The sequence below is a fragment of the Streptomyces sp. NPDC048734 genome, assembly GCF_043198675.1.
GTDB lineage: Bacteria > Actinomycetota > Actinomycetes > Streptomycetales > Streptomycetaceae > Streptomyces.
In genome coordinates this window covers 36423-57409 of sequence record NZ_JBICUZ010000005.1, presented here as the reverse complement: position 1 = coordinate 57409, position 20987 = coordinate 36423, and the positions used below count along the sequence as shown (strand labels likewise).

Below are 20987 nucleotides of genomic sequence, written 5' to 3'. Positions count from 1 at the left end.
ACGGTACAACTTCGATCCATCTGGCGGGAGTTACCTGGAAGCTGTTTAGCAGTTGTCACCAAGTGGGGACAACACAAGTGAAGTTGGTTGCCAACTTTGACGAGTTGGCGGACGTTCTGCCCCAGCACCTCCCCGCGCTTCCCGCCTCCGAAGGGAGGAACACCGTGCCCGCCCTCACCCTCGTCTCCGCCGTCCTCGAACAGGCCGTCCAGTGGAAGTACGGCACCGCCGGGACCGTCGGCCTGCTCCTGCTCACCGTCGGCATCAGGTCCGGACGGCCGGCGCTCAGCTCCGCGGGCGCCGTGATCCTCGCCCTCCTGGTCACCGGGCCCGCCGTCAGCTCGTGAGCACCAGCTCCGAACTGATCGTCTCCCACAGGGCGTCGAACCACAGCATCGACTGCTCCACGAACGTCGTGTCCCGTGCCCCGGCGCCCTGCGCGAAGGCGAACAGAACCGAGCGCGTGCCCTCGGCGTCGTACATCTCCAGCCGCTCGTGGTCGACCTGCTGCTCGTGCCGCTCGACCGTGTAGTAGGCGAACAGCGCTTCCGTCCCGTTGAGGAGGTAGAGCTTGACCGGCGGGGTGAAGGGCAGCGCGCGGAAGCTGACGCGGACGTCGATGCCGTGGGTGGCGCGCAGCGTCAGCAGGTTGTGCCGCAGCACCTGGCCCTGGGCGTTGCGGTGGGCGAGCCAGTGCCGTTGCAGCCGCCCGGTCTCCGCGCCGTCCACCGCCGCAGGGAAGGCCAGGTCGATGTTCCGCGACGGCAGCAGGACCCGGACGTCGATCTTGGCCGGTTTCAGCTCCCCCGCGTGGATCCGGCGCAGCGGTTCGCCGATCGCCAGCGTGAGCGACACGGCGGTCAGGCACAGGGCGTCGATCTCGACGTGCGGGGCGGTGAAGGCCTCCGCGATGCGCGGGGTCAGGGCCGCCATCGTGGGCTGCGGCGAGGCTCCGGGGCCGGTCGGGAGGGAGCCGGCGCCCAGGTCCGGGGCGACCGTCGCCGGCGCGCCCTTGGAGACGTTGGTGAGCAGGTGTTCCGACTGGAGGATGCGCAGGGCCTGGCGGACGGCTCCGCGCTCGATGCCGAACTCGTCCGCGAGCCGTGCCTGGGTGGGCATGCGCTCGCCCGGCCGCAGCACCCCGGTCCTGATCCGGGTGCGCAGCTCGTCGGCCACGTCACGGGGGGACGGCTGCGGTCGTGGCGACCGCTCCGGTCTCATCCGCCCTTTGACGGAGGCATGTTCCGGCTCCACGTCCAAACAGTACAACTTCTCGCCATCTTGCGGCAGTTCGCGGAGAGATGGTTATAGGCCGCTTCCAAAAGGACATAAGAACAGTGAAGTTGGCTGCCAACTTCCACAACATGGTCAAACTTCCAGACGGTTGGCCCGTCGGGCTCCCTTCCGGAGGGGAGCCGGGAGCCCGGAAGGCCGACACCGACGCACAGTCACAACTTCAGAGCGCCGCACAGCCACAACTTCACAGGGCACCAGCGCACAGCCACAACCGAACAGCTCCACCGGCACGACCACGATCGAGCAGTTCACGATCGAGCAGCTACGGATGCAGAACCACGCAGGAACGGCCGGCCGCACGGTCGCGGCAGGGAGGAGACTTCAGAACATGTCCGGGCACCAGGGGCGCCCGGGCGTGCGCAGCAGGGCGTCGGCCTCCAGGGCGGCGCCCGCTCGTTCTTCTCCGAGCCGTCCCAGCGCCGCCAGCCGCGGCACCGTCTCGTCACCCAGCCACAGCGAGGCCAGCACGGCCACGTCCAGGGTGAGGTCGGCGCCGCGGCCGGTCGGCGTGCACGACGCCCCGTCGGGGCCGGCCTCCAGCAGGAAACGGCCCCCGGTGAACCCGGCCCGGTCGGTCACCTCCAGCACCAACGAGCCCGACCCGCCGTACGTGCGCGCCTCCAGGGCCCGTACGACGTCCAGGATCCGCACCCACAGCCAGTCCGTCTGCGTGGTGATGCCCGCGGCGCGCGGGTCCGGCAGGAAGTGCGGGAGGAGGTCGTCGGGAGCGCGGGGGCCCGACTTGACCCGTGTCACCCAGTCGATCGAGCAGAGGTGGCGCCACAGGGCGCGCTCGGCGGCCGCCGTCGTGGCGATCAGCCAGTCCACCGTCGCCGTGTTCAACGGCTGCTTGGCGTCGCCCCAGTGGTCGTCCGCCTTGTAGGAGACCAGCCCCTGCACCTCGCCGTCGGCCGAGCGGTAGGCGGCGTAGAACGGCTCGCTCCACTCGCCGGACACGCGCAGCACACCGGTGTCCGAGTCCCACCACACGTCGGTGCGGCTGACCGCGCCGGGCCTGCCGCGGCGCAGCCGCTCGTGCAGTTCGGGGCCGATCTCTCGGACCTCCTCCGGGCCGACGAGGTCGATGCGGCCGCCGTCGCCGGGGCCCGGCCAGTGCGGGTCGAGGCCGGTGCGCGGCACGTCGATCGTCCACTCGGCGGCGCTGGTCGCCGGGCCGAAGCCGTAGCGGCCGTAGATGCGGTACTCGGCGGCGATGAGGGTGGCGACGACGTCGCCGCGGTCCTTCGCGGCGGTCAGGTCCTCGGTCATCAGGCGGGTGAGGATGCCGCGGCGGCGGTGGGTGGGGAGGACGGCGACGTTGGAGATGGCGTCGGCGGGGACGGTGGTGCCGCCGACCGCCGTCAGCTCCTGGGGGAAGGAGCGGAAGGTGGCCACGCACGTGCCCGCGTCGAAGGCGCCGTAGGTGCGGGAACCGGCGTGCGCGGTGCGGCGGGCTGTGACGTCGGCTTCGGTGACGGTGGGGGTGCGCAGGAAACCGGTCTTCGCCGCGCGCGTCCACGCGGGGAGTTCGGCGTCCGTGATCCGGCGTATGTCGATGCCGGCGGGGGTGGTCGTCATGGGGCCACGGTAGGCGGGGAGGGGGTGGCGCGGCGGGGATTTTTTTCCGCCCCCGCCGCCCCTCCTCGTCCCCGTCCGGCGCCCCTCCTCGTCCCGTCCGGCGGCCGGACGGCGGTCTCACACCAGGAGGTCGTCCACCTGGGCCTCGCCGTCCCGGTAGCGGCGGGTGACCTCCTCGCCGCACTCGTCGGCCGTGTGCTGGAGGTGCTGGCGGCGGCGGGAGACGTACTGCTCGTAGCCGATGAGGCGGGCCATCGCCTCGTGGAGTTCGGGGTCGGTGCGGGCGCCGAGGTCGGAGAGTTCGACCTCGGAGAGCATCTCCGACGCCAGGCGCCGGTACTCCTCGCTCTGCGGGGTGCCGAGCGTGACGTGCCGGGCGGAGGAGCGGTACCGGGCCGGGGCGTCGGTGAGGATCTCCGGAAGGCGGTCCACGACGGACGCCGCTCCGGCCGGGGAACGCCGGGCGAGTTCCGCGCCGAGGATGTCGATACGGCCCTGCAGCAGCCGTCGTACGTAGCTGAGGTCGGCCTCGTCGCGCTGGGCGTCCCGGCGCAGGGCGCGCAGCTCGGGCAGGCTCAGCCGGGCCAGGTCGTGCGCGGGCGGTTCCGTCGGCGGCGGGCAGGGCGGGCTGTCCCTGCGCTGCGCGGGCGGACGCTGGGTGGTCAGGCCCAGCTGCCCGGTACTCGGTGTGCTCATGTGCTCTACCGTCCCCTCGACCGGCGTGTGGGAAGCATCGTGCCACCCTCAGTGGCCAGGAGGTGACCGAGTGCCCCCGAACGGCCCAGACGGCGGCACGGGGATCGGGAAAGATGCCCCTGCGGGGAGCCGGCGGCCGCACGGCATGATGGGGCGCATGCGTGCAGTGGTGCAGAGGGTGGACGGCGCGAGCGTCGTCGTGGACGGCGAGACCGTGGGCTCGATCGAGGGCGAGGGACTGTGCGTCCTCGTGGGGGTCACCCACGAGGACACCGCGGAGGAGGCCGACCGGCTGGCCCGCAAGCTGTGGTCGATCCGCATGCTGAGCGACGAGCGCTCGTGCAGCGACATCGACGCCCCGCTCCTGGTGATCAGCCAGTTCACGCTCTACGGCGATGCCCGCAAGGGCCGCCGTCCCACCTGGAACGCGGCCGCCCCGGGCGATGTGGCCGAGCCGCTCGTCGACGAGGTGGTCGACCGGCTGCGCGCGCTGGGCGCGACGGTGGCGACGGGCCGTTTCGGCGCGCGGATGAGAGTGTCGCTGACGAACGACGGCCCGTTCACCGTGCTGGTCGAGGTGTAGCCGGCCCGGGGGTTCCCGGCCTCAGGGCTCGACCACGACCTCCTGGGCGGCCGCCGTGGTGTCGGCGAGCAGCGGCGCGTCCAGGGGGACGTTCCGCTTCACCAGGGCCAGCGCCACCGGGCCCAGCTCGTGGTGGCGCACCGACGTGGTGACGAAGCCGATCCTGCGGGCGTCGGGGCCCTCGTCGGCGCGGCGCAGTTCGGTCCCGGCGGGCGGCAGGTGCACGTCGCTGCCGTCGAGGTGCAGGAAGACCAGGCGGCGCGGCGGCTTGCCCAGGTTCTGCACGCGGGCGACGGTCTCCTGGCCGCGGTAGCAGCCCTTCTGGAGGTGCACCGCGGTGCCGATCCAGCCCAGCTCGTGCGGGATGGTGCGGTGGTCGGTCTCGAATCCGAGGCGGGGCCGGTGCTGCTCCACGCGCAGGGCCTCGTGGGCGAGGATCCCGGCGGCGGGGCCGGCCTTCGCGGCGTACGCCTCGAGGTCCGCGCGCGGCAGGAACAGATCACGGCCGTACGCCGTCTCGCGCACGACGACGCCCTCGGGGACCTCGGCTATGGAACCGGCGGGCAGGTGCACGACCGCGATGTCGGCCGTGCGGTCGGCCACCTCCACCCGGTAGAAGAACTTCATCGACTCCAGGTACGCGATCAGCGCGTCCTGGGTGCCGGGTTCGACGTGGGCCCAGACCGTGCTGCCGTCGTCCACCAGGTAGAGGGCGTGCTCGATGTGGCCGTTCGCGGAGAGGATCAGTGCCTCGGTGGCACGGCCGGTGGGCAGGTCGCTGACGTGCTGGGTGAGCAGGAGGTGCAGCCAGCTCAGCCGGTCGTCGCCGGAGACGGTGACGACTCCGCGGTGCGAGAGGTCGACGAAGCCGGTGCCCTCGGCGAGGGCGCGCTGCTCGCGGAACAGGTCGCCGTAGTGGGCGGCGACGCCTTCGTCCACGCCCTCGGCGGGAACGGCGCCGGACAGGGACAGCAGGGGGCTCTTCATGAACGCAAGCCTACGACCCGGTGGGGGAACTCTCGCCGGTCGCGTCCCCGGTGGCGCGGGCCGCGCAGTCCTCGCAGCGGCCGAAGATCGCGAAGTGCTTCATGTCGGTGTCGAAGCCGAAGGTCGCGCGGAGCTTGGCCGTGAACTCGGAGGCCACCTCCACGTCCGCCTCGATCACGTTGCCGCAGTCGCGGCAGACCAGGTGGATGTGGTGGTGCCGGTCGGCGAGGTGGTACGTCGGCGCCCCGTGCCCGAGGTGGGCATGACTGACCAGCCCCAGCTCCTCCAGCAGCTCGAGCGTGCGGTAGACGGTGGAAATGTTGACCCCCGACGCCGTCTTCCTCACTTCCACGAGGATGTCGTCGGGGGTCGCGTGCTCCAGGGTGTCCACGGCTTCGAGGACGAGTTGCCGCTGCGGGGTCAGCCGGTAGCCGCGCTGCCGCAGATCGCTCTTCCAGTCGGTGCTCACCACGCTCCCCAGTCTAGGGGGCCGGGCCTGGTCATGACTCGGCCGACAAGACGCCGTTCATCAGGGCGTCGGCGAGCACGCCACGGTAGGCGCGGGTCGCGCGGGCGATCTCGGTGTGTGCCTGGATCTTGTCGTCGAGGGCGGCGAACGTGGCACCGATCGCCGCCTGCTCGGCGGCTGACGGCAGGAGGACGGGCAGCTCGCCCAGGGTGCGGATGCTCAGCGAGGGGATGACCGAGCCGGACGTCCGGGCCCTGATCCACTCCTGTGCCGCCGTGCTTCGCATGCCGCTCAGGGCACGGCTTTTGAAGTCCCGACCGCAGTCGTGTTGCGGTCGGGACTTCTTGCATGGGCGGACTTCCCACGAAGACGTCTGCCACTGCAGACACCCAGGCACGCCGTCCGCAAATGCATTGCCTTGCGATGCGAACTGTTAACCCTCTGAGCGAAACAGACCCCGCTGACAGGGGCAGCGGGGTCCGGAAGGAAGGCGGGGCCTACTTGAAGAAGGCGATGCCGTCGTCCGGCATGTCGTCCGGGAGGGCCTTCGCCCAGCGTTCGACCTCTTCCGGGGTGACGACCTTCTTCAGGTGGGCCGACATGTAGGGGCGCAGCTCGACCTCGGGGGTCTGCTTCTCGCCGACCCACATCAGGTCGCTCTTGACGTAGCCGTACAGCCGCTTGCCGCCCGTGTAGGGGCCGGAGGCGGCCGTGCGGGCCACCGCGTCCGTGACCAGGTCGATCTGGGGCTTCTTGTCGGCCATCTCGCCGTACCAGACCTCGACGACGCCGTCGTCGCGGACCATCGTCACCTCGACCTTGCGGTCGGCGTCGATCCGCCAGAAGCCGGACTCGGTCTCCAGGGCGCGGACCTTGTTGCCGTCCTGGTCCAGGACCCAGGTGCGGGAGTGGTACTCCAGGAAGTCCCGGCCGTCGTGCGTGAAGGTGGCCTCCTGCCCGAAGTTGCACTTCTCGGCGCCGGGGAAGTCGTGCACGCCCGCGCCCGCCCAGGTGCCCAGCAGGAAGGCGAGGGGGACGAGGTCCTTGTGGAGGTCGGACGGGATCTCGATCATCGGTGGCACTTCCTAGACGTGGGTCAGCGCTGGCCCTGGTACAGCTTCTTCACGGTCAGCCCGGCGAAGGCGAGGACGCCGACGCAGACCAGGACCAGCAGGGCTTCGAAGAAGATCTCCACGGGGTGCTCCTCGGATGAGCGTGCTTCGGGATACGTACTACAGGGCCGGCCCCCAGCTTACGCGGCCGGGAACCGGCCCTCCTTGCGAGGTGGCCCTCGCCGGCGTCACCCCGGCGGCCGGCTCCACCCGGGGCGGGGAGGCCCGGGACGGAGAGGCCCGGAGCGGGGAGGCCCGGAGCGGGGTGCCGCGCGGAGTCGGATGCCGCCCGGCTGGTGCCGCCCGGGTGGAGCCGCCCGGGTGATTACGATGCGGCCATGGCGAAGAAGCTCGTGATCAAGGTGACGGCGGGGGCCGACGCCCCCGAACGGTGCTCGCAGGCGTTCACGGTGGCGGCGGTGGCCGTGGCCAGCGGGGTGGAGGTCTCCCTGTGGCTGACCGGGGAGTCCGCCTGGTTCGCGCTGCCGGGGCGGGCCGCCGAGTTCGAACTGCCGCACGCCGCCCCGCTGCCCGACCTGCTCGACTCGCTCCTGCTGGGCGGCCGGGTCACGCTGTGCACGCAGTGCGCGGCCCGGCGGGACATCACCGAGAAGGACGTCCTGGAGGGCGTGCGGATCGCCGGGGCGCAGGTGTTCGTGCAGGAGGCACTGGCGGACGGGACCCAGGCGCTCGTCTACTGAGGGACCGGGGCGGCTTTGAAGGCCTACGGGTGCCGCTTCTTCCCGTCCAGTTCGTCCCACCACTCGTCGGACTTCGGATCGCCGGACGGGTCGTCCCACCAACGGTCCTCGGGGCCGCGCCGGTTGGCGACGACCGCGGCCACCGGCGGGATGACCATCGCGACCACGCACATCCCGACGGCCACCGGAACCGACCAGAGGCGTACGACGCCCCAGGCCAGGACGAACAGCGCGATGCAGGTGCCCATCATGGCGAAGTAGGCGTGCCGACGGCGGGCGTACATACGTCCAGGGTAGGCCGGGCCGGGCGGTCCGGCACGGGGCCGGGCGGGAGCCGTACCGGGGCCGGGCGGGAGCCGGAGAGGCCGCAGGGCCGCACCTCAGGTGTCCAACCCGAGAGGTGCGGCCCTGCGGACGTCGTGTCCGTCTGTGCCTGTCTACGAACGTCTCAGACGGCGATCGCGACCTCCGCGAGGCCGCCCTGCTGGGCGACGACCGTGCGGTCGGCGGTGCCGCCGGGCACGAGGGCGCGGACGGTCCAGGTGCCTTCGGCCGCGTAGAAGCGGAACTGTCCGGTGGCGGAGGTGGGGACCTCCGCGGTGAACTCGCCGGTCGAGTCGAGCAGCCGGACGTAGCCCGTCACCGGCTCGCCGTCGCGGGTCACCTGGCCCTGGATGGTGGTCTCACCGGGCTTGATCGTCGAGGCGTCCGGGCCGCCGGCCTTCGCTCCACACATGACTTTCTCCAGAGGGGGTCTGACCAGAAGGTCGGGTCGGTCGGGTTACTTGTTGGCGCCGAGCTCGATCGGCACGCCGACGAGGGAGCCGTACTCGGTCCAGGAGCCGTCGTAGTTCTTGACGTTCTCGACACCGAGCAGCTCGTGCAGCACGAACCAGGTCAGGGCCGAGCGCTCGCCGATGCGGCAGTAGGCGATCGTGTCCTTGGCCAGGTCGACCTGCTCGTCGGCGTAGAGGGCCTTCAGCTCCTCGTCCGACTTGAAGGTGCCGTCGTCGTTGGCGTTCTTCGACCACGGGATGTTGCGGGCGCTCGGGACGTGGCCCGGACGCTGCGACTGCTCCTGCGGCAGGTGGGCCGGGGCGAGCAGCTTGCCGGAGAACTCGTCGGGCGACCGGACGTCGACCAGGTTCTGCGAGCCGATGGCCGCCACGACGTCGTCGCGGAAGGCGCGGATGGCGGTGTTCTGCGGCTTGGCCCGGTAGGTGGTCTCCGGGCGCTCGGGCACCTCCTCGACCAGCTCGCGGGCGTCCAGCTCCCACTTCTTGCGGCCGCCGTCGAGGAGCTTGACGTTCTCGTGGCCGTAGAGCTTGAAGTACCAGTAGGCGTAGGACGCGAACCAGTTGTTGTTGCCGCCGTACAGGATCACCAGGGTGTCGTTGCCGATGCCCTTCGCCGACAGGAGCTTCTCGAAGCCCTCCTGGTCGATGAAGTCACGGCGGACCGGGTCCTGGAGGTCCTGGGTCCAGTCGATCCGGATCGCGTTCCTGATGTGGTTCTTCTCGTACGCGGACGTGTCCTCGTCGACCTCGACGATGGCGATGTCCGGGTTGTCGAGGTTGGCCTCGACCCAGTCGGCGTCTACCAGGACGTCGCTGCGGCTCATGCTTGTTCTCCTCCGGGGCAGTTGCGGCGGGGGTGTGCAAAGAAAGGAGGGTGCGCGGCCGGGTCTCGCCGGCGGCCGGCGCGAGGGCGCCCTCGAACGAGGACGCCGGGAGGGCGCGGAAGGCAGGTGGCGCTTCCGCTCAGACAGGGCGACAGAGCATGGCGGCGACGCGGCACAGGTCTACTGCCCGCCGCTTCGTGAGATCCGCCTGTCGCTGCTTCATGCGGTCGATCGTAGGGACGTAGGGGCGGACGTGTCACCAGCGCTCCGCATGGTGAGACGCGAGCGTCCGCATATTGGGACGCGCAGAGCGCCCGGGCCGTCGCCGCACGGCCTCCGGGCGCTCTCGTCCGCCTGCGTCCGTCGTCACATCTACGGTACGGACGGCGGCGTCTCGCCTGTCGGACATCCGCCGTCCACCGGAGGTGCCTACCCGGCGAGGCGGACGTCCGAACCCTTCACCGTGATCTCCACGCCGCTCTTCGCGGCCTCGACCTTGTCGAGGCGGATGCCGCCGGGCAGGTCGTCGATCTTCTGCTCGAAGTCGGTGATGCCGCGCACCTGGTTCTCGGCGACCTTGAACGGACCGAAGCTGGGCAGGGAGTCGGCGTGCACCCGGACGGTGTCGCCCTCGGCGGTGACCGTGCTCAGCACGGAGACCGGCTGCGGCAGCTTGGTGCCGCCGATGCTCGCCTCGACGGTGACCTTGATCTTGCCGCTGCCGCCGTCGGAGAGACCGACGACCCGGGCCGTGACCGGGCCGATCTCGGTGGGCTCGGACTTGGCGGTCTTCAGCAGCTCCGCGTAGCTGATGGACGCGGTGCCGGTGGCGCTGGCCGCGGTGGCGGAGGTGTAGTCGCCGGAGAACTCGACGCCCTTCATGTCGGCCCGGAGATCGTCGATGCGGATCTTCTGGCCCTCCGCGCCGGCGACGGCCTCGTAGTCGTCGATGCCGACCTCGACGTCGTCCAGCTCGCCGCCGATGACCTGGGTGAGGAAGGGGAAGCCCTTGATGGACACGTCCGGGGTGGTCGCGAGGTTCTCGTTCGCCCGGAGCCTGTCCGCGGCCTCGCCCTCGGCGAAGTTCACCGCGAGGCGGTCGGCGAGCACGAACAGGCCGCCCAGGACCACGACGACGACCAGCAGTATTCGAAGTGCTCGCATGCGGTTGTTCCCCCACCCGGACGGCCGACAGACAGTGACCACTCACGGTAACTCCGCACGCGGAGGGTGGCCGGAGTTTGTCGATCACCTGTGACACAGGCGACCGACCGCCCCCTACACCAGCGCCCGTCCCAGCACGTACACCGCCGGTGCCGCGGCGGCCAGCGGCAGGGCGACGCCCGCCGTGAAGTGCACGAAACGCGACGGGTAGTCGTAGCTCGCCACCCGGTGGCCGATCAGCGCGCAGACCGCCGCGCCCGCGCCGAGCAGCGCGCCCTCGGCGCCCAGCCCGGTCATCCCGCCGACCGCGATGCCGGCACCCGCCGCCGCGAGCAGCGCGACGGCCACCGACGCGGGCGTCGGCAGCGGCAGCGCGCGGGCCACCACGGCGACGGCGACCGCGGCGGCGCCGACCGTCACCGCGTCCGGGTCGGCCCCGAGGTGGCCGGTGGCGAGGATCGCCAGGGCGGCCGAGGCCACCGTCGCCATCAGGCCGTACATGCGCTCGTCGGGGTCGGCGTGCGAGCGGAGCTGGAGGACGAGACAGAGCAGGACCCAGACGCCGAGGGTGCCCAGGATCGCGGCCGGGGCGTTCTCGCGGCCGGCCGCGAGGAGCGCCACGTCGCAGACCAGCGCGCCGAGGAAGGCGAGGGCGATGCCCTGCCGGGCCGGCCACATGCCGTTCAGCCGGAACCAGCCGGCCGCCGTGACGGCCTGGAGGACGACGAGCGGGACGAGCAGCACGTACGTGCCGATCGCCGCCGCACCGGACAGCAGCAGGCCGAGGAGGGCGGTGAGGGCCGCGGGCTGCATGCCGGGTTCGATGATCGGCGAGCGGCCTTCGAGGCGGGCGCGCTGGGCGTCGGTGACGCGCGCGTTGCCGGCCATGGTGGCGGGCCCGTAGGACGCGCCGGCCCCGCCCTCGGGCAGCACCTCGGGGGCGACGAGGGCCGGCGGCGCCGCGTGGGCGGCCTGCGGCCGACCGTACGACGCCTGGTCCCCGTACGACGTCTGGTACCGGTCCTGCTGCTCGTGCGGATGCTGCTGGTACTGGTGCTGCTGGTACGGCTCCTGCTGGTACTGGTGCTGCTCCTGCTGGTACCGGGGTGCCTGCTGCTGCCAGGCCGGGGCCTCGCCCGTCTGCGGGGGCAGGTACGCCGTCTCGGCCGGGTCCGCCGCCGCGACGGGCGGCTGCACGCTGGTCTCCCAGGTCTGGCCCTGCCACTGCTGCGTGTGCTGGAGGTGGGCCTGCGGGTCCTCGTACCCGTACTCCTGCCGGCCCGGCCACTCCTGCTGCGGGGCCTGCTGCTGGTACGGGTCGTACCCCTGCGGGTAGCGGTCCCCCTCGTACGGCTGCTGGTCGGTCATCTCACCCTCCTGCGAACGGCGGGAGCACCTCGACCGTGCCGCCGTCGGCCAGCCGTACCGTCTCATGCCCGCGGGTGCCCACGGGGTCACCGTCGACGACGAACGAGCATCGCCGCAGCACACGCGCGAGTTCGCCGGGGTGTCGCTCACGCGCGGCCCGGAGCGCCTCGGCGAGGGTGTCCGCGTCGTGCGGCTCCTCGGCGACTCCGGCCGCGGCCTTGGCGGCCGCCCAGTAGCGCACCGTGACCTTCGCCATCTCGTCCCTCGGTCGGTTTCCTCGGTCGGCCGGTTTCTTCGGTCGGCCTGTTGCTTCGACAGGGTCAGGCTAGCCCGCCCGGGCCGCCGTCCAGGCACCGATACGGGTCAGGAGGTCGTCGGCCGCGGCGTGCTCGGCGTGACCCATGCCCGGCTCCACCCACAGTTCACCGTGGTCACCCGCGGCCTCGGCCAGCATGCGGGGGTGGTCGAGGGGGAAGTAGCCGTCGCTGTCGCCGTGGACTATCAGCAGGGGTGCGGGCGCGATCGCGGGGACCGCCTCGACCGGGGAGAGCGGGACCGGGTCCCAGTCGCGGTGGTGGATGCGGGTGCGCAGGCCGTAGCGGCCGACCAGGCGGCCCGCCGGGCGGGTGACCAGCCAGTGCAGCCGGCGCATGGGGGCCGTGCCGCGGTAGTACCAGCGGGCGGGGGCGCTGACGGAGACCACCGCGTCGACCGTGCCGGTGTGCAGGGCCGCGTGCCGCAGCACCACCGAGCCGCCCATGGAGAAGCCGACGGTGGCCACGCGCGCGTGCCCGAGCCGGCGGGCCCAGGCGACGGCCGCGTCCAGGTCGAGCACCTCCCGGTCACCGACGGTGGAGCGGCCGCCGGAGCGGCCGTGCCCGCGGAAGGAGAAGGTGACGACGGCCCCGTACCGGGCGAGCACCGAGGCGATCCGGCGCACGTGCGGGCGGTCCACGTCCCCGGTGAAACCGTGGGCCACGACGAACACCAGGCCACGGGAAGGTGACGCGGAGGCGTCGTGCACGACCGCACCCGGGTCGTATACGGAATCGACGGAAACGCCGTCGGCCGTGGGCAGAAACGTCCGCAATGGTGCCCCCGTGCCCGTCTCAGGGTTCGGACGAACGGTGGAATGTGCCACATGACCAGCCGGACCGTTGCTCATGTGGGCTATTCTGCTGGGCAGAGGACTCGGGCAGCGAAGCCCCCGGGTCCTTTCGTGCTTTCGGAAGCGTTGTATACGAAGCGGGAAACCGCAGGTGTACGGGGCCCCGGGACGCGCAGAGCAGTGCCGCAGTGCCGCAAACGTCCTCGCAGGGACCGAGGAGGAACCAGACGTATGAGTTCTCTGCTGCTCCTGACCAACGCCCTCCAGCCGTCGACGGAGGTGCTGCCCGCGCTCGGACTGCTGCTGCACAACGTGCGGGTGGCTCCGGCGGAGGGCCCCGCCCTCGTCGACACTCCGGGTGCCGACGTCATCCTGATCGACGGCCGCCGCGACCTCCCCCAGGTCCGCAGCCTGTGCCAGCTGCTGCGCTCCACCGGCCCCGGCTGTCCGCTCGTCCTGGTCGTCACCGAAGGCGGTCTGGCCGCCGTCACCGCCGACTGGGGCATCGACGACGTCCTGCTCGACACCGCCGGCCCGGCGGAGGTCGAGGCACGGCTGCGGCTGGCGATGGGCCGGCAGCAGATCGTCAACGACGACTCCCCCATGGAGATCCGCAACGGCGACCTGTCGGTCGACGAGGCGACGTACTCCGCCAAGCTCAAGGGCCGGGTCCTCGACCTCACCTTCAAGGAGTTCGAGCTCCTGAAGTACCTCGCGCAGCACCCGGGCCGCGTCTTCACCCGCGCCCAGCTCCTCCAGGAGGTCTGGGGCTACGACTACTTCGGTGGCACCCGGACGGTCGACGTGCACGTACGACGGCTGCGCGCCAAGCTCGGTCCGGAGCACGAGTCGCTGATCGGAACCGTCCGCAACGTCGGTTATCGATTCGTTACCCCCGAGAAGGTCGACCGTGCCGCCGAGGAGGCCAAGGCCGCGGCGGACCGGGCAAAGCCGGAAGATGCGGACAACGAGGTGCCCGCGGGCGCCGAAGGGATCTCCGCGGAGGCATAGCCGCCGCTCAGGCCGGGCGTCGCTCCCGCACGGGGAAGCTGCTCGACGCCCTGCCCGTGGCGGATCCATCCGCGTAGACTCCGCGCGTGGCCAAGGTAACCAGGGATGATGTGGCACGGCTGGCGGGGACCTCCACCGCCGTCGTCAGCTATGTCATCAACAACGGACCCCGGCCGGTCGCCCCGGCCACGCGCGAGCGTGTCCTCGCCGCCATCAAGGAGCTGGGGTACCGGCCCGACCGGGTCGCGCAGGCGATGGCGTCGCGGCGCACGGACCTCATAGGCCTGATCGTGCCGGACGCGCGCCAGCCCTTCTTCGGGGAGATGGCGCACGCGGTCGAACAGGCCGCCTCCGAGCGCGGGAAGATGGTGCTGGTCGGCAACTCCGACTACGTCGGCGAACGCGAGGTCCACTACCTGCGCGCCTTCCTGGGCATGCGGGTGTCCGGCCTGATCCTCGTCAGCCACGCGCTGAACGACAACGCCGCCGCCGAGATCGACGCCTGGGACGCCCGCGTGGTGCTGCTCCACGAGCGGCCCGAGGCCATCGACGACGTCGCCGTCGTCACCGACGACCTGGGCGGCGCCCAGCTCGCCGTGCGCCACCTCCTGGAGCACGGCTACCCGTACGTCGCCTGCGTGGGCGGCACCGCCGAGACGCCCTCCGTCGGCGACCCGGTCTCCGACCACGTCGAGGGCTGGCGGCGAGCCATGGACGAGGCCGGCCTCCCCACCGAGGGCCGGCTCTTCGAAGCCCCCTACAACCGTTACGACGCCTACAAGGTGGGGCTGGAGCTGCTGTCGGGCCCGGACCGGCCGCCGGCCGTCTTCTGCTCCACCGACGACCAGGCGATCGGCCTGCTGCGGGCGGCGCGCGAGCTGCGCATCGACGTCCCCGGCGAGCTGGGCGTGGTCGGCTTCGACGACATCAAGGAGGCCGCGCTCGCCGACCCGCCGCTGACCACGGTCGCCTCCGACCGCTCGGCGATGGCCCGCGCGGCCGTCGACCTGGTCCTGGACGACGGGCTGCGGGTCGCGGGCTCGCGCCGCGAGCGGCTCAAGGTGTTCCCGTCACGTCTGGTGGTCCGCCGCTCCTGCGGCTGCGAGTGAGCCCGTAGGGGCTTCCGGCACTCCCGCACGCGCCTTCGTCCGCGTCGTATGAGGCTTTCCTGAGAGCGGCCGGTCCCGCGCGAGAACCGTCGTAGCCGAGAACCGTCCTCATATCGGGCGTACGAGGTTCTGCCGGGCTTCTCAGGGAGCACTCAGGCAGCTCTCATGGTCGGGCGGAAAGCTCTGTTCCATGACCGAGAGCATCCGCCGCAGCGGCGAGTACGAGAACCACGAGAACCCGTACCAGGGCGCCCCGCAGCACGCTTTTGCCCCCGTGAACCCGGAATGGCCGCCCCCGCCGGCGTACCACCCGGCCGCGCCGCAGCCCGCCGGGCCGGCCGCCGCGCCGCAGCCCGCCGGGTGGCAGACGCCGGGCCGGCCCGCCGACACCCGGGACGACGCCGCGGCCGGTGACGGCAACGGTGGCGGCACCGCTCTCCTGACCCCCGTGGCCGCCGGACCCGGTCCCGTTCCCCCGAGGAAGCGCGCGGCACGCGGACCGATGGCGCTGCTCGCCGCCGTGGCGATCGTCGCCGCGGCGATCGGCGGCGGCACCGCCTACGGCATACAGGAGCTGACCGGCAAGGACCAGGTGGCCGCCTCCTCCACGACCACCAGCGTGGTGCCGGCCGGCAAGACCGGTGACGTCGCCGGCATCGCCGCCGCGGTCAGCCCGAGCGTCGTCGAGATCAACGCCACCCTCAGCGGCGGCTCCTCGACCGGCTCCGGCGTGATCATCACCGGTGACGGCGAGATCCTCACCAACAACCACGTCGTCGCCGGCGCCTCCTCGATCAAGGTGTCGACCAGCGACGGCAAGGAGTACACGGCCGAGGTCGTCGGCACCGACAGCAAGAAGGACCTGGCCCTGATCAAGCTGGAGAACGCCTCCGGCCTCAAGGCGGCCGCCCTCGGTGACTCCGACGGCGTCAAGGTCGGCGACACGGTCGTGGCGATCGGCTCACCCGAGGGCCTCACCGGCACCGTGACCAGCGGCATCGTCTCCGCCCTCGACCGGGACGTGACCGTCTCCACCGACGAGAGCCAGGGACAGCAGCAACAGCAGCAGGGCGGCGGCTGGCCGTTCGAGTTCGGCGGCCAGGAGTTCAACGGCGACACCGGCTCGTCCACCACCACCTACAAGGCGCTCCAGACGGACGCCTCCCTCAACCCCGGCAACTCCGGCGGCGCCCTGATCGACGCGGGCGGCAACATCATCGGCATCAACTCCGCGATGTACTCCGCCGCCGACGCCACCTCCTCCTCCACCGCGGGCAGCGTCGGCCTCGGCTTCGCCATCCCGATCAACACCGTCAAGGCCGACCTCGCCACGCTGCGGGCCGGCGGCTCCGACAGCTGAACCCCCTTCCAGCGCTCAGGGAGTACGTCATGATCAAGCAGGTCAAGCAGGTTTCGCACCCGGTGACCGGCGTCGGCGCGGCCGACCTCGCCCTGGCCCTCGACGTGGCGCGCGAACTGCACGCCCCGACGACACCGCCCCGGGCCCCGGAGGTCGGCGTCCCGCAGCTGATGGGCCTGCGCACCGGCACCGCCCGCCCGCACCGCCGCAAGGTGCCGCTGAGCCGGCTCACTACGATGCGAGGCTGAGAGGGCCCCGCCCCCAGCACCCCGCCGCCCCACCGCACCCGAGGGAATCCACGCCATGAGCCCCGCCGAAGGCGACCGTGACACCCAGCGCATCCTGATCGTCGACGACGAGCCGGCGGTGCGCGAAGCACTCCAGCGCAGCCTCGCCTTCGAGGGCTACGACACGCAGGTCGCCGTGGACGGCGCGGACGCCCTGGAGAAGGCCACCGGCTACCGGCCCGACCTCGTCGTCCTCGACATCCAGATGCCCCGCATGGACGGCCTCACCGCCGCCCGCCGCATCCGCGGGGCCGGCGACACCACCCCGATCCTCATGCTGACCGCCCGCGACACCGTCGGCGACCGCGTCACCGGGCTCGACGCGGGCGCCGACGACTACCTGGTCAAGCCGTTCGAACTGGACGAGCTGTTCGCCCGCGTACGGGCCCTGCTGCGGCGCAGCTCCTACGCCGCGGCCGCCGGCGCGAGCACCGACGACGACGAGGTCCTCACCTTCGCCGACCTGCGCATGAACCTCGCGACGCGGGAGGTGACGCGCGCCGGGCGGGCCGTGGAACTGACCCGTACCGAGTTCACCCTCCTGGAGATGTTCCTGGCGCACCCGCGCCAGGTCCTCACCCGCGAGCAGATCCTCAAGGCCGTGTGGGGCTTCGACTTCGAGCCCTCGTCCAACTCCCTCGACGTCTACGTCATGTACCTGCGCCGCAAGACGGAGGCGGGCGGCGAACCGCGCCTCGTGCACACCGTGCGGGGCGTGGGATACGTGTTGCGGCAGGGCGGCGCGGAGTGAACCGGGTCGTACGGCGGCTGCGCACCCTTCCCATTCGGGCCCGGCTGTCGATGCTGGTCGCCGCGGCGGTGGCGTTCGCGGTGGCGGCGGTGTCGGTGACCTGCTGGTTCATCGTGCAGGGGAAGCTGTACGAGCAGGTGGACGGCGACCTGCAGAAGACGGTGGCCCAGCCGAGGTTCGACGACCAGATCGAGAACGCGCTCACGACGTGTCCCCAGGAGGCCCAACCCGACCGCGGCTACCCGGGAAGCGGCTACTTCCAGGTCGTGACGGAGGACGACACGGTCTGCGTCAGCCCGTTCTCCGCGGGCAAGGTGAAGATCTCCGCCACCGACCGGAAGGTGATCGCGAACGCGGACGACAGCTCCGACGGCGTGTTCCACGACGGCACCGCCGAGAACGGTGAGGCCGTACGTGTGCTGACGCTGCCCGTGCAGACCAACGCGGGGCCGGTGGCGATCGTCCTCGCCACCCCCCTCAAGAGCACCCGGAAGACCCTCAACGACCTCGCCCTCATCCTCCTCCTCGTGTCCGGGATCGGAGTCGTCGGTGCCGGTGCCGCCGGTCTGGCGGTCGCCCGCGCGGGTCTGCGCCCCGTCGACAAGCTGACCGAGGCCGTCGAGCACGTCGCGCGCACCGAGGATCTCGGCATCCGCATCCCCGTCGAGGACGACAGCGAGGACGAGGTGGCCCGCCTGTCCAGGTCGTTCAACTCGATGACCGCCTCCCTGGCCAGCTCCCGTGAGCTGCAGCAGCAGCTCATCGCGGACGCGGGCCACGAACTCCGCACCCCCCTCACCTCCCTGCGCACCAACATCGAGCTGCTCACCCGCAGCGAGGAGACGCGCCGGCCCCTCCCGGAGGCGGACCGCAAGGCGCTGCTCGCGTCGGTGAAGGCGCAGATGACCGAACTGGCCGCGCTCATCGGCGACCTGCAGGAGCTGTCCCGCTCGGAGGGGCAGCGGGGCGAGCGGGTCCAGGTGGTCTCCCTCGAGGACACCGTGGAGTCGGCCCTGCGCCGGGCGCGGCTGCGGGGCCCGGAGCTGACGATCACGGCCGCGCTGGACCCCTGGTACGTGCGGGCGGAGCCGGCCACGCTGGAGCGGGCGGTGGTCAACGTCCTCGACAACGCGGTGAAGTTCAGCCCGCGGGGCGGCTCCGTGGAGGTCGCGCTCTCCGACGGCGTCCTGACCGTCCGCGACCACGGACCCGGCATCCCCGAGGACGAACTCCCTTACGTCTTCGACCGGTTCTGGCGTTCCCCGAGCGCGCGGGCACTCCCCGGATCGGGCCTCGGCCTGTCGATCGTGGCGCGCACGGTGCGCGAGGCCGGCGGCGAGATCACGGTGGCCCGCGCGGAGGGCGACGGCACGCTGGTGACCGTACGGCTCCCCGGCGCTCCGACGCCTCCGCCCGAGCTGCCGTAGCGCCCGCGCCGCCGTACTTCCCACGCGTCCGCACCTCCGTACTCCCCACGCGTCCGCACCTCCGTACTTCCCACGCGTCCACACCTCCGTACTCCCCACGCGTCGCGGCGGGTTCGGCAACCTTTCCGCCGTGAGCGGCGACCACCCGGTGACCCGCACCCCTTCCGGGTGGTCCTCCTCCCACGGAACGGAACCCCTCACATGACCGACATCGGCCGCAAACCCCGGCACCGCAGGCGCAGGACCGGCGTGGCGGTGGGCGTGCCACTGGCGCTGACCGCCGCCGGCACCTTCGCCTACGGCACGGACCTCGGACTGTTCGGCGCCCAGGCACAGGCGAACGCGTCCGCCGCCACCGCCGCCCCCGCCTGGGCGACCGCCACCGCCGACGGCTTCGCCTCGGTGAACGCGCTCGGTCAGAACGGGACGTACGGCGGCCGGGACGGCAGGACCGTCACCGTGAAGACGCTCGCCGATCTGGAGAAGTACGCGACGGCCGCCGAGCCGTACGTCATCGTCGTCGCCGCGACGATCACCATGAACCCGGTCGGCAAGGAGATCAAGGTCGCCTCCGACAAGACGATCGTGGGCTCCGGGACCTCCGGGCACATCGTGGGCGGCGGCTTCTTCCTCGGTCAGGGCGTCCACAACGTGATCATCCGGAACCTGACCATCCGGGACGCGTACCAGGGCGTCTGGAACGACAAGGACCACGACTTCGACGCGATCCAGATGGACGGGGCGCACCACGTCTGGATCGACCACAACGACCTGCGGCACATGGCCGACGGGCTCATCGACGTCCGCAAGGACAGCACCAACGTCACCGTGTCCTGGAACAAGCTGAGCGAGGACAACAAGGCCTTCGGCATCGGCTGGACCGAGAACGTCGTCACCGACATCACCATCCACCACAACTGGATCCGCGAGACCGAGCAGCGCAACCCGTCGACGGACAACGCCGCCCACGCGCACCTCTACAACAACTTCCTCGAGGACGTGGCCGGGACCACGATCAAGTCGTCGTACGGCAACTACTCGCGCGGCCGGACGAAGATGGTCCTGGAGAACTCCTACTTCCAGGGTGTGAACAACCCCGTGACCAGGGACAGCACCGCGACGATCGTCCAGAAGGGCAACACCTTCGTCGGGACGAGCGGACGCAACGAGAGCGGCGGCACCGCCTTCGACCCGAAGGCCTTCTACGCGTACACGCTCGACAGGACCGCCGACGTGCCCGCGCTGCTCAAGGCCGGTGCCGGGCCGCGCTCGACCATCGGCACCGCGTCCGTGACCACGGCGACGGGCACGACAGCCACGACAGCCACGACCAAGGCTGCCGCCACCACGCTCACCGTCGCCAAGGACGGCAGCGGGCAGTACTCGACCGTGCAGGCCGCCGTGAACGCGGTGCCGGCCAACAACCCCTCGCGCGTCGTGATCGCCGTCAAGCCGGGCACGTACCGCGAGCTGGTCAAGGTGCCGTCCAACAAGCCGCACGTCACCATCCAGGGCACCGGCGGCAGCCGCAAGGACACCACGATCGTCTACAACAACGCGTCGGGCACCCCCAAGCCCGGCGGGGGCACGTACGGCACCGGCGGCAGCGCCACCGTCGCCGTCGAGGCGGACGACTTCCAGGCCCGCAACCTGACCATCTCCAACGACTTCGACGAGGCCGCCCACCAGGACATCGCCGGCCAGGCGGTCGCCCTGCGCACCGCCGCCGACAAGATCTTCCTCGACGGCGTCATCGTCAGCGGCGACCAGGACACCCTGCTGGTGGACACCGCGTCCAAGGACAAGCTGGGCCGCGTCTACATGGCCAACTCGTACGTCGTCGGCAACGTCGACTTCATCTTCGGCCGGGCGACGGCGGTCATCGACAGGTCGGTCATCACGCTGAAGAAGCGCTGGAACGGCACCTCGGCCGGCTACGTCACCGCCCCCAGCACCGCGGCGGGCCGCAAGGGCATCCTGATCGCCAACTCCACGGTCAACGGCGACGTCTCCGACCGCTCCTTCTACCTCGGCCGCCCCTGGCACGCCGGCGGCGACGCCACCCTCGACCCGCAGACCACGGTCCGCAACACCACCCTCAGCGCCGCGATCCGGACCACCCCCTGGACCGACATGAGCGGCTTCTCCTGGAAGGACGACCGCTTCGCCGAGTACCGGAACACCGGGGCGGGCGCGGGCGCCGCGAGCGGCGACCGACCCCAGCTGACCGACGTCCAGGCCGCGGGCCAGGAGGTCGCGGACTGGCTGGGCGACTGGACGCCGACGGCTTCCTGACCTCACTCCGGCATCGGCCGCACCGGGCCCCGGAGCGGAAGGGGAACGGTGCGGCCGTGCGGAC

Annotated in this window: 25 protein-coding genes; 10 read left to right on the top strand and 15 right to left on the bottom strand. The window is 71.6% G+C overall.

Going from position 1 to position 20987, the window contains the following annotated elements:
* Positions 1-164 precede the first annotated feature (164 nt).
* Positions 165-347: a hypothetical protein gene (locus tag ACGFQC_RS15170; RefSeq protein WP_363086861.1), complete on the top strand. Its 183-nt coding sequence runs from the start codon at positions 165-167 to the stop codon at positions 345-347.
* On the opposite strand, the gene ACGFQC_RS15165 is transcribed toward ACGFQC_RS15170, so the two are convergent.
* From ACGFQC_RS15165 to ACGFQC_RS15155, 3 genes are all read right to left on the bottom strand, one after another.
* Positions 337-1221, bottom strand: coding sequence for a winged helix-turn-helix domain-containing protein (locus tag ACGFQC_RS15165; RefSeq protein WP_363086936.1), 885 nt, complete (start codon positions 1219-1221; stop codon positions 337-339). The two genes, ACGFQC_RS15170 and ACGFQC_RS15165, sit on opposite strands and share 11 nt — an antisense overlap.
* Positions 1222-1617: 396 nt before the next feature.
* Positions 1618-2874: a GNAT family N-acetyltransferase gene (locus tag ACGFQC_RS15160; RefSeq protein ID WP_363086862.1), complete on the bottom strand. Its 1257-nt coding sequence runs from the start codon at positions 2872-2874 to the stop codon at positions 1618-1620.
* A gap of 117 nt (positions 2875-2991) precedes the next feature.
* A complete protein-coding gene (locus ACGFQC_RS15155; protein WP_363086863.1) occupies positions 2992-3570 on the bottom strand; it encodes an aerial mycelium formation protein in 579 nt (192 codons plus the stop codon).
* 157 nt (positions 3571-3727) lie between these two features.
* On the opposite strand from ACGFQC_RS15155, the gene dtd reads away from it, so the two are divergent.
* On the top strand, positions 3728-4153 hold the full coding sequence (gene dtd / locus ACGFQC_RS15150; protein WP_363086864.1) for a D-aminoacyl-tRNA deacylase: 426 nt from the start codon (positions 3728-3730) through the stop codon (positions 4151-4153).
* A 21-nt stretch (positions 4154-4174) separates the two neighbouring features.
* Here the strand turns inward: dtd and ACGFQC_RS15145 are convergent, their stop codons facing one another.
* From ACGFQC_RS15145 to ACGFQC_RS15130, 4 genes are all read right to left on the bottom strand, one after another.
* On the bottom strand, positions 4175-5140 hold the full coding sequence (locus ACGFQC_RS15145; RefSeq protein WP_363086865.1) for a folate-binding protein: 966 nt from the start codon (positions 5138-5140) through the stop codon (positions 4175-4177).
* Between the two features lie 10 nt (positions 5141-5150).
* A complete protein-coding gene (locus tag ACGFQC_RS15140) occupies positions 5151-5612 on the bottom strand; it encodes a Fur family transcriptional regulator (RefSeq protein WP_363086866.1) in 462 nt (153 codons plus the stop codon).
* 28 nt (positions 5613-5640) lie between these two features.
* Positions 5641-5895: a hypothetical protein gene (locus ACGFQC_RS15135; RefSeq protein WP_363086867.1), complete on the bottom strand. Its 255-nt coding sequence runs from the start codon at positions 5893-5895 to the stop codon at positions 5641-5643.
* A gap of 211 nt (positions 5896-6106) precedes the next feature.
* Complete coding sequence (locus tag ACGFQC_RS15130; RefSeq protein ID WP_363086868.1) at positions 6107-6682, bottom strand: FABP family protein; 576 nt, start codon at positions 6680-6682, stop codon at positions 6107-6109.
* Positions 6683-7059: 377 nt separating this feature from the next.
* Here ACGFQC_RS15130 and ACGFQC_RS15125 point away from each other — a divergent pair, with 377 nt between their 5' ends.
* Positions 7060-7422 carry a DsrE family protein gene (locus tag ACGFQC_RS15125; RefSeq protein ID WP_086770097.1) on the top strand — a complete coding sequence of 121 codons (363 nt, stop codon included), beginning with the start codon at positions 7060-7062 and terminating at the stop codon, positions 7420-7422.
* Positions 7423-7445: 23 nt separating this feature from the next.
* Here the strand turns inward: ACGFQC_RS15125 and ACGFQC_RS15120 are convergent, their stop codons facing one another.
* The 8 genes from ACGFQC_RS15120 to ACGFQC_RS15085 form a co-directional block, all read right to left on the bottom strand.
* Entirely contained in the window at positions 7446-7706 is a 261-nt protein-coding gene (locus tag ACGFQC_RS15120; RefSeq protein WP_363086869.1) for a DUF3099 domain-containing protein, read from the bottom strand.
* A 164-nt stretch (positions 7707-7870) separates the two neighbouring features.
* Positions 7871-8158, bottom strand: a complete 288-nt coding sequence (locus tag ACGFQC_RS15115) for a DUF1416 domain-containing protein (protein WP_004986406.1) — start codon at positions 8156-8158, stop codon at positions 7871-7873.
* 45 nt (positions 8159-8203) lie between these two features.
* Positions 8204-9043 carry a sulfurtransferase gene (locus ACGFQC_RS15110; RefSeq protein ID WP_363086870.1) on the bottom strand — a complete coding sequence of 280 codons (840 nt, stop codon included), beginning with the start codon at positions 9041-9043 and terminating at the stop codon, positions 8204-8206.
* 139 nt (positions 9044-9182) lie between these two features.
* Positions 9183-9266 (bottom strand): Ms5788A family Cys-rich leader peptide, encoded by an 84-nt coding sequence (locus ACGFQC_RS15105; protein WP_353850233.1) that lies wholly within the window; start codon positions 9264-9266, stop codon positions 9183-9185.
* 206 nt (positions 9267-9472) lie between these two features.
* Positions 9473-10207: a DUF2993 domain-containing protein gene (locus ACGFQC_RS15100; protein ID WP_363086871.1), complete on the bottom strand. Its 735-nt coding sequence runs from the start codon at positions 10205-10207 to the stop codon at positions 9473-9475.
* Positions 10208-10321: 114 nt separating this feature from the next.
* The gene (locus tag ACGFQC_RS15095) at positions 10322-11575 is read right to left on the bottom strand and encodes a hypothetical protein (RefSeq protein ID WP_363086872.1); all 1254 of its coding nucleotides are present in this window, start codon (positions 11573-11575) and stop codon (positions 10322-10324) included.
* Between the two features lies 1 nt (position 11576).
* Positions 11577-11831, bottom strand: a complete 255-nt coding sequence (locus tag ACGFQC_RS15090) for a MoaD/ThiS family protein (protein ID WP_363086873.1) — start codon at positions 11829-11831, stop codon at positions 11577-11579.
* Between the two features lie 69 nt (positions 11832-11900).
* On the bottom strand, positions 11901-12740 hold the full coding sequence (locus ACGFQC_RS15085; RefSeq protein WP_363086874.1) for an alpha/beta fold hydrolase: 840 nt from the start codon (positions 12738-12740) through the stop codon (positions 11901-11903).
* 174 nt (positions 12741-12914) lie between these two features.
* Here ACGFQC_RS15085 and ACGFQC_RS15080 point away from each other — a divergent pair, with 174 nt between their 5' ends.
* From ACGFQC_RS15080 to ACGFQC_RS15050, 7 genes are all read left to right on the top strand, one after another.
* Complete coding sequence (locus ACGFQC_RS15080; protein ID WP_363086875.1) at positions 12915-13694, top strand: response regulator transcription factor; 780 nt, start codon at positions 12915-12917, stop codon at positions 13692-13694.
* A gap of 86 nt (positions 13695-13780) precedes the next feature.
* A complete protein-coding gene (locus ACGFQC_RS15075; protein ID WP_363086876.1) occupies positions 13781-14803 on the top strand; it encodes a LacI family DNA-binding transcriptional regulator in 1023 nt (340 codons plus the stop codon).
* Between the two features lie 190 nt (positions 14804-14993).
* On the top strand, positions 14994-16163 hold the full coding sequence (locus ACGFQC_RS15070; protein ID WP_363086877.1) for a trypsin-like peptidase domain-containing protein: 1170 nt from the start codon (positions 14994-14996) through the stop codon (positions 16161-16163).
* Between the two features lie 29 nt (positions 16164-16192).
* On the top strand, positions 16193-16411 hold the full coding sequence (locus ACGFQC_RS15065) for a hypothetical protein (RefSeq protein ID WP_363086878.1): 219 nt from the start codon (positions 16193-16195) through the stop codon (positions 16409-16411).
* A 55-nt stretch (positions 16412-16466) separates the two neighbouring features.
* A complete protein-coding gene (locus ACGFQC_RS15060) occupies positions 16467-17201 on the top strand; it encodes a response regulator transcription factor (RefSeq protein WP_363086879.1) in 735 nt (244 codons plus the stop codon).
* A complete protein-coding gene (locus tag ACGFQC_RS15055; protein WP_363086880.1) occupies positions 17198-18628 on the top strand; it encodes a HAMP domain-containing sensor histidine kinase in 1431 nt (476 codons plus the stop codon). The genes ACGFQC_RS15060 and ACGFQC_RS15055 overlap by 4 nt, the downstream gene beginning before the upstream one ends.
* Before the next feature lie 201 nt (positions 18629-18829).
* Positions 18830-20923, top strand: coding sequence for a pectinesterase family protein (locus tag ACGFQC_RS15050; protein ID WP_363086881.1), 2094 nt, complete (start codon positions 18830-18832; stop codon positions 20921-20923).
* The last annotated feature ends 64 nt before the right edge of the window (positions 20924-20987 follow it).